Source organism: Burkholderia sp. Ac-20392 (assembly GCF_017104585.1).
Lineage (GTDB): Bacteria > Pseudomonadota > Gammaproteobacteria > Burkholderiales > Burkholderiaceae > Burkholderia > Burkholderia lata.
Genome location: NZ_JAAGPB010000054.1, coordinates 22,872 through 29,838 on the forward strand (window position 1 = coordinate 22,872; position 6,967 = coordinate 29,838).

7 protein-coding genes are annotated in these 6,967 nt (G+C 67.2%); all 7 read left to right on the forward strand.

Annotation, left to right across the window (positions count from 1 at the left end):
- Nucleotides 1-10 precede the first annotated feature (10 nt).
- Nucleotides 11-1,150, forward strand: coding sequence for a polyamine ABC transporter ATP-binding protein (potA, locus tag G3N99_RS10325; RefSeq protein WP_206122329.1), 1,140 nt, complete (start codon nucleotides 11-13; stop codon nucleotides 1,148-1,150).
- A 10-nt stretch (nucleotides 1,151-1,160) separates the two neighbouring features.
- Nucleotides 1,161-2,144, forward strand: a complete 984-nt coding sequence (locus G3N99_RS10330; RefSeq protein WP_174943252.1) for an ABC transporter permease subunit — start codon at nucleotides 1,161-1,163, stop codon at nucleotides 2,142-2,144.
- Nucleotides 2,141-3,082 carry an ABC transporter permease subunit gene (locus tag G3N99_RS10335; protein WP_174943249.1) on the forward strand — a complete coding sequence of 314 codons (942 nt, stop codon included), beginning with the start codon at nucleotides 2,141-2,143 and terminating at the stop codon, nucleotides 3,080-3,082. Before G3N99_RS10330 ends, G3N99_RS10335 begins: the two co-directional genes overlap by 4 nt.
- 21 nt (nucleotides 3,083-3,103) lie before the next feature.
- Nucleotides 3,104-4,666 (forward strand): DUF3138 family protein, encoded by a 1,563-nt coding sequence (locus tag G3N99_RS10340; protein ID WP_206122330.1) that lies wholly within the window; start codon nucleotides 3,104-3,106, stop codon nucleotides 4,664-4,666.
- Between the two features lie 26 nt (nucleotides 4,667-4,692).
- Nucleotides 4,693-5,985: an FAD-binding oxidoreductase gene (locus G3N99_RS10345; protein WP_206122331.1), complete on the forward strand. Its 1,293-nt coding sequence runs from the start codon at nucleotides 4,693-4,695 to the stop codon at nucleotides 5,983-5,985.
- Nucleotides 5,986-6,056: 71 nt separating this feature from the next.
- Complete coding sequence (locus G3N99_RS10350; RefSeq protein WP_174943241.1) at nucleotides 6,057-6,437, forward strand: cupin domain-containing protein; 381 nt, start codon at nucleotides 6,057-6,059, stop codon at nucleotides 6,435-6,437.
- 47 nt (nucleotides 6,438-6,484) lie between these two features.
- On the forward strand, nucleotides 6,485-6,967 hold a 483-nt coding region (locus G3N99_RS10355; protein ID WP_241011574.1), incomplete at its 3' end, for an amidase family protein.

Consider the following 6,967-nt stretch of genomic DNA (forward strand, 5'->3'; position numbering starts at 1 on the left):
GGAGACGACGATGATCCATACGCTCCCTGCCGCGTCGGTTGCGGCCGACGCCCGGCGCGATGCGCACGCATTCGTGCGCATCGAGAACGTCGTGAAGAAATTCGGCGACAGCACGGCCGTCGACAACGTGAACCTGACGATCCAGAAGAACGAGCTGTTCGCGCTGCTCGGCAGCTCCGGCTGCGGCAAGTCGACGTTGCTGCGCATGCTCGCCGGGCTCGAGACGGCTACGTCCGGCAAGATCTTCGTCGACGGCGAGGATCTTGCTTCGCTGCCGCCGTACCGCCGGCCGGTGAACATGATGTTCCAGTCGTACGCGCTGTTCCCGCACATGACGGTCGAATCGAACGTCGCATTCGGCCTCAAGCAGGAAGGCACGCCGAAGAATGAAATCAAGGAGCGCGTGGCCGATGCGCTCGCGCTCGTGCAGATGAGCAAATACGCGAAGCGCAAGCCGCATCAGCTCTCGGGCGGCCAGCAGCAGCGCGTTGCGCTCGCCCGTTCGCTGGTGAAGCGCCCGAAGCTGTTGCTGCTCGACGAGCCGATGTCCGCGCTCGACAAGAAGATCCGCCAGAAGACCCAGCTCGAACTCGTGAACATCATCGAGCAGGTCGACGTGACCTGCGTGATGGTCACGCACGACCAGGAAGAGGCGATGACGATGGCGACCCGCCTCGCGGTGATGAGCGAGGGAAAGATCGTGCAGATCGGCTCGCCCGGCGAAGTCTACGAATACCCGAACAGCCGCTTCTCGGCCGAATTCATCGGCTCGACCAACCTGTTCGAAGGCCGCGTGGTCGAAGACGAACCCGATCACATCTTCGTCGAAAGCGACGACCTCGAAGCGCGCATGCATGTGAACCACGGCGTGACGGGCCCGCTCGGGATGCCGGTCGGCATCTCGGTGCGCCCGGAACGCATTCACGTGTCGCGCGAGAAGCCGGGTTCAAAACACAATTGGGCGCGCGGCGTCGTGACCGACATCGCGTACATGGGCAGCTACTCGCTGTATCACGTGCGCTTGCCGAGCGGCAAGACGGTGGTGTCGAACCTGTCGAGCTCGCACCTGATGAACGACAACGCACCGGCGTGGAACGACGACGTGTTCGTGTCGTGGTCGCCGGCCAGCGGCGTCGTGCTGACGCAGTGAGGACGCCACGATGAGAACCTCCGCTTCCAATCCGTCCGCGCCGGTGCCGACCGGCGCCGCGAGCGCCGGCGCAAACCGCGCCCGTCCGGGCCGCTTCGCGATGTTGTCGCGCTTCCTGCCGTCGGGCCGCAGCGTCGCGATCGGCGTGCCGTTCCTGTGGCTTGCCGTGTTCTTCGCACTGCCGTTCGTGCTGGTGCTGAAGATCAGCTTCGCCGACCAGATGCTCGGCATCCCGCCGTACACCGCGCTTGCGCGGCTGGAGGCGGGCACCGTGCAGGTCGTGCTGTCGCTGAAGCATTACGCGCTGCTGCTGCAGGACGACCTGTACCTGAACACCTACGTCAGCTCGCTGAAGATGGCCGCCGCATCGACGCTGATGTGCCTGCTGGCCGGCTACCCGATCGCGTACTTCATTGCGCGTTCGGCGCCGGCCCGTCGCAACCTGCTGATGATGGCCGTGATGCTGCCGTTCTGGACGTCGTTCCTGATCCGCGTCTATGCGTGGGTCGGGATCATGAAGGACGACGGGCTGCTGAACCACGTGCTGGCGGCGCTCGGCGTGATCGCGACGCCGCTGCGGCTGTATCACACCGACGCGGGCGTCTACATCGGGATGGTCTATTCGTACCTGCCGTTCATGGTGATGCCGCTGTATGCGCACCTCGTGAAGATGGACCTCACGCTGCTCGAGGCCGCGAACGATCTCGGTGCGACGCCGTGGTCCGCGTTCTGGCGCATCACGCTGCCGTTGTCGAGGAACGGCATCGTCGCGGGCAGCCTGCTCGTGTTCATCCCGGCGGTCGGCGAATACGTGATCCCCGAGCTGCTCGGCGGCGCGAACACGCTGATGCTCGGGCGCGTGATGTGGGACGAGTTCTTCAACAACATGGACTGGCCGATGGCGTCCGCGGTGACGGTGACGATGGTGCTGCTGCTGCTCGTGCCGATGGCGCTGCTCCATTACAGCCAGACCGAAGCGGAGGCCAGGCCATGAACCGCGCGAATCGCATCCTGTCCGCGTGCGTGCTGGGCGCGGGCTTCCTGTTCCTGTACATCCCGATCGTCAGCCTGGTCGTCTACTCGTTCAACGCATCGAAGCTGGTGACGGTGTGGTCGGGCTTCTCGCTGAAGTGGTACGGCGCGCTGCTGCACGACGACGAACTGCTCACGGCCGCGTGGCTGTCGCTGAAGATCGCGCTGCTGACGGCCACTGCGTCGGTCGCGATCGGCACCTGGGCCGGCTTCGTGCTCGCCCGCATGGGGCGCTTTCGCGGCTTCACGCTGTATGCCGCGATGATCAACGCGCCGCTCGTGATTCCGGAAGTGATCCAGGGCATCTCGCTGCTGCTGCTGTTCGTCGCGATGCAGCAGACCTTCGGCTGGCCGGCCGGGCGCGGCTGGCTGACGATCTGGATCGGCCACGTGATGCTGTGCCTGTCGTTCGTCGCGGTGATCGTGCAATCGCGCGTGAAGGAGCTCGACCGCTCGATCGAGGAAGCCGCGCTCGATCTCGGCGCGCGGCCGTGGAAGGTGTTCTTCGTGATCACGCTGCCGCTGATCGCGCAGGCGCTGGTGTCCGGCTGGCTGCTCGCGTTCACGGTGTCGATCGACGACGTGATCCTGTCCGCGTTCCTGTCGGGCCCCGGGTCGACGACGCTGCCGCTCGTCGTGTTCTCCCGCGTGCGGATGGGGCTCAACCCGGAGATGAATGCGCTCGCCACGGTGTTCATCACGGTCGTGACGATCGGCGTGGTCGTCGTGAACCGCGCGATGCTGGCCCGCGAGCGGCGGCAGGCGCGCGACACGCGGATGTGGCACGCGGCGTCTTCGTCCGAGGCATCCGACACCCGTGCGTCGCCCTCCGCGATGCCACCCGCGCGCCCGCCGGCCGCGCCGCCGCTGCACGACCGCATCCCGCATCCCACGAAGTGACGAACGACAAGGAGACATTCCATGAAAAAGAAGATGCTCTGCGCGCTGATCGCCGGAGCGCTGCCGGGGCTGGCCGCGGCGAACTCGAGCACCGACCAGATCCGGACGCTGCAGCAGCAGATCGCGGTGCTGCAACGGCAGATGAGCGCGCTGCAGTCGCAGCTCGGCGCGAAGCCTTCGGTTGCACCGGTCGCCTCCAACGTGGCGACCGGCGCGGCGGCTGACCCGTCCACACCCGGCTACGGGCAGGCGCCTGCCGTGCTGACCAACGATGATGTGTCGGACATCCGGCAGCAGGTCGCGAACCAGCAATTGAAGGTCGATTCGCTGACCGATGCCGCGCGCACGGGCCCGATCGCCGGGCTGTCGGTGACGGGCTACCTCGACCCGACCTACGTTTACAACCGGGGGGCCGGCACGTCGTCGTTCCAGTTCGCGAACCACGAGAACGCGTACACCTACTACAACAGCACGTTCGGCGATGTATTCCTCGACATCAAGAAGACGTTCGGCGTCGGGCCGACTGCGCCGTCCGCGGAAATCACGCTGATGCCGAACCGCGGCGCGGGCCTGTCGATGATGACGGGCAGCGGCGCGAGCGGCCTGGATATCATCAACACGGCTGTCCTGACCGTGCCGCTGTCGGGCACGACGGCGCTCACCGGCGGGCTCGTGACGGGCTTCGCCGGTTACGAGTACCAGCAGTCGAGCCAGATGCTCACGCTCACGCACAACCTGCTGTACGACTTCTCCGATCCGGGCTCGTCGATCGGCGCGGGCCTCAACTACCAGAGCGCGGACGGCCACTGGGCGTGGAAGTTCTTCGTCGGCAACGAGCAGTTCCGCAGCGCGGGCGCGGTCACGCAAACCGGCGTCAACGCGCTCGGCGACCCGATCACGACCAGCAACAAGGTGCCGACCTTTACCGCACGCGTCGATTACCTGCGCGGCAGCGCGCTCGACGTCGGCGGCTCGATCAGCATCGGCCGGCAGACGCTGCCGAGCGCGGTCGATCCGGCGACCGGCAACGTGCGCTACGGCGTGGGCGGCAACGCGCCGAGCGCATATGGCGCGTTCTTCTTCGGCGAAGCCGATGCGACCTACACGCTCGCCGACGCGCAGTACAACGCCGAGTTCGACTACGGCCAGCAGCAGCACGGCGCGTTCAACGGCGGGCTCGCGCAGTGGTTCGGGCTGTCGCTGCTCGCGCACCGCAAGTTCAACGCGCCGGTGGTCGGCCGCATGGGCGCGACGCTGCGCTACGACCTGCTCGTGAACCGGAAGAACGGCGGCGGCGGATCGTCGATCGGCCTGAACGGCAACGGGATGGATCCGTACAACGGCTTCGGCATCGATGCCGACTGCCTCGCGATGTCGAAGGCGACCGGCGGCGTCGGCTTCGAGTGCAAGGGCGCGACGCGGCAGGCCGCCGCGTTCGACCTGCTGTTCTACCCGACCCAGCAAGTGACGGTGAAGGTCGAATACCGGCACGACTGGGCGAGCAACAAGGTCTTCCTGCGTCACGACGGGTCGTACGAGAAGTCGAACGACCTGCTCGCCACCCAACTCATCTACGCGTTCTGACGCGACGCCGTTCGCGAGTCTTGCATATGCTCAAGTTCGAAAACCAGCAACATGTTCAGTCCTACTATGCAGCGACGGCCAACAGCCGTGCGCGGCATCCGTCGCTCGACGGGGCCGTGACGGCCGACGTCTGCGTGATCGGCGGCGGGCTCACGGGCCTGTCCGCGGCACTCGAGCTCGCCGAGCGCGGCCATTCGGTGGTGCTCGTCGAGGCGTCGAGGATCGGCTGGGGAGCGAGCGGGCGCAACGGCGGCCAGCTGATCGCCGGGTACGCGTGCGACATCGATACGTTCTCGGCCTACCTGCCGGAGGACGACGTGCGGCGCGTCTGGGCGATGGGGCTGGAGTCGGTCGAGATCGTCCGGCAGCGGGTCGAGCGGTACGGCATCGATTGCGACCTGACCTCCGGCTTCGTGACCGCCGCGAACAAGCCGCGCCATCTCGATGGGCTGCGTGTATGGCGCGATACCGCGGCGAGCCGCTTCGGCTATCGCGGCTACGAATTCATCGAGCGCGCCGACATGCATCGCTTCGTCGCGTCGGATCGTTACGTCGGCGGCCTCCGCTACGAAGGCAGCGGCCACCTGCATCCGCTGAACTACACGCTCGGCCTCGCGCGGGCGGCGCGCGAAGCCGGCGTGACGATCCACGAGGACACGCCCGCGATTGCGCTCGATCGCGCCGCGCCGTATCACCGGGTCACGTGCGCACGCGGACACGTCGATGCCCGTCATGTCGTGCTGGCCTGCAATGCATACCTGGGGCAGCTTGCACCGGCACTCGCGCGCAAGATCATTCCGGTCGCGACGTACCTGATCGCGACGGAGCCGCTCGGCGACGCACGCGCGGCCGAGACGATGCCCGCCGATGCGGCGATCTGCGACACCAATTCGGCGCTCGACTATTTCCGGCTGACGCGCGACCGCCGGCTGCTGTGGGGCGGCAAGGCCAGCAGCTCGACGAACACGCCGCGCGACCTCGCGGCCGCGATGCGGCGCGACATGCTGAAGACGTTCCCGCAGCTGGCCGATGTGCGGATCGACTACGCGTGGGGCGGGCTGATCGACGCGACGATGAATCGCGCGCCGCATTTCGGCCGGCTCGAGCCGACCGTGTATTTCGCGCAGGGCTTTTCCGGGCACGGCGTCAACGTGACGGGCCTGGCGGGGCGGCTGATCGCGGAAGCGATCGATGCACAGGCCGCGCGCTTCGACCTGTTCGGCCGGATTCGCCATCGCGACTTTCCGGGCGGGCGCGCGCTGCGCACGCCGATGCTGGCGCTCGCGATGACTTGGCACCGGATGATGGACCTGCTCTGACCCGCGCGGGTCGGCTCGCCCGGCCGCGCGGCACTGAAACGTTTCGAATCACTCATGCCCTGGAGGCACTCATGACCAACATCACGAATCTCGTCGACCTGATGCGGGCGCCGGCGAAGCTCACGCAGAGCCGCGTGCCGAGCGGGCTGCTGCTCGACGGCAATCCGCTGCAGACGCTGTCGCATCACTACATCAGCCCGTGCGGGCAGTTCAGCTGCGGGATCTGGGAATGCACGCCCGGCCGCTGGACGATCGAGTACGACGAGTCGGAGTATTGCGAGATGCTGAGCGGCGTCGCGATCGTGCGCGATGCGGACGGCCGCGAGCGTGTGCTGCGCGCGGGCGACCGGTTCGTGATTCCGCCGGGTTTTCGCGGCACGTGGGAAGTCGTCGAAACGTGCCGCAAGATCTATGCGTCGCACGCACCGCAGGCCGGACAGCCGGGCGCGTAACGCGCGGCCGGTTCAGGACAACCATCGAGATCAACGAGGAGCAACCCATGACCCAGGAATTGTGGCGTCTCAGCGCGGCCGAGATGGCCGAGCGCGTCGCGCGTCGCGACGTGTCGGCCACCGAACTCACGCGCAGCTGTCTGCAGCGGCTTGACGCGGTGAACCCCCGCATCAACGCGATCGTCGACGTGATGGCCGACAGCGCGTTGCAGGCCGCGTCGGATGCGGATGCCGCGATCGCGCGCGGCGCGCCGGTCGGCCCGCTGCACGGCGTGCCGGTGACCGTGAAGATCAACGTCGACACGGCCGGATATGCGACCACCAACGGCGTGCGCGCGTTTTCGGACCTGGTCGCGCACGAGGACAGCCCGGTGACCGCGAACCTGCGCAAGGCCGGCGCGATCGTGATCGGGCGCAGCAACGCGCCGGCGTTTTCGTACCGCTGGTTCACCGACAACGACCTGCATGGCCGCACGTCGAATCCGTGGGATCCGTCGCTGACGCCGGGCGGCTCCAGCGGCTCCAGCGGC

Coding starts and splice junctions, on each gene's coding strand:
- G3N99_RS10330 (WP_174943252.1), top strand. CDS start 1,161: ATGAGAACCTCCGCTTCCAATCCGTCCGCGCCGGTGCCGACCGGCGCC.
- potA (WP_206122329.1), top strand. CDS start 11: ATGATCCATACGCTCCCTGCCGCGTCGGTTGCGGCCGACGCCCGGCGC.
- G3N99_RS10335 (WP_174943249.1), top strand. CDS start 2,141: ATGAACCGCGCGAATCGCATCCTGTCCGCGTGCGTGCTGGGCGCGGGC.
- G3N99_RS10345 (WP_206122331.1), top strand. CDS start 4,693: ATGCTCAAGTTCGAAAACCAGCAACATGTTCAGTCCTACTATGCAGCG.
- G3N99_RS10350 (WP_174943241.1), top strand. CDS start 6,057: ATGACCAACATCACGAATCTCGTCGACCTGATGCGGGCGCCGGCGAAG.
- G3N99_RS10340 (WP_206122330.1), top strand. CDS start 3,104: ATGAAAAAGAAGATGCTCTGCGCGCTGATCGCCGGAGCGCTGCCGGGG.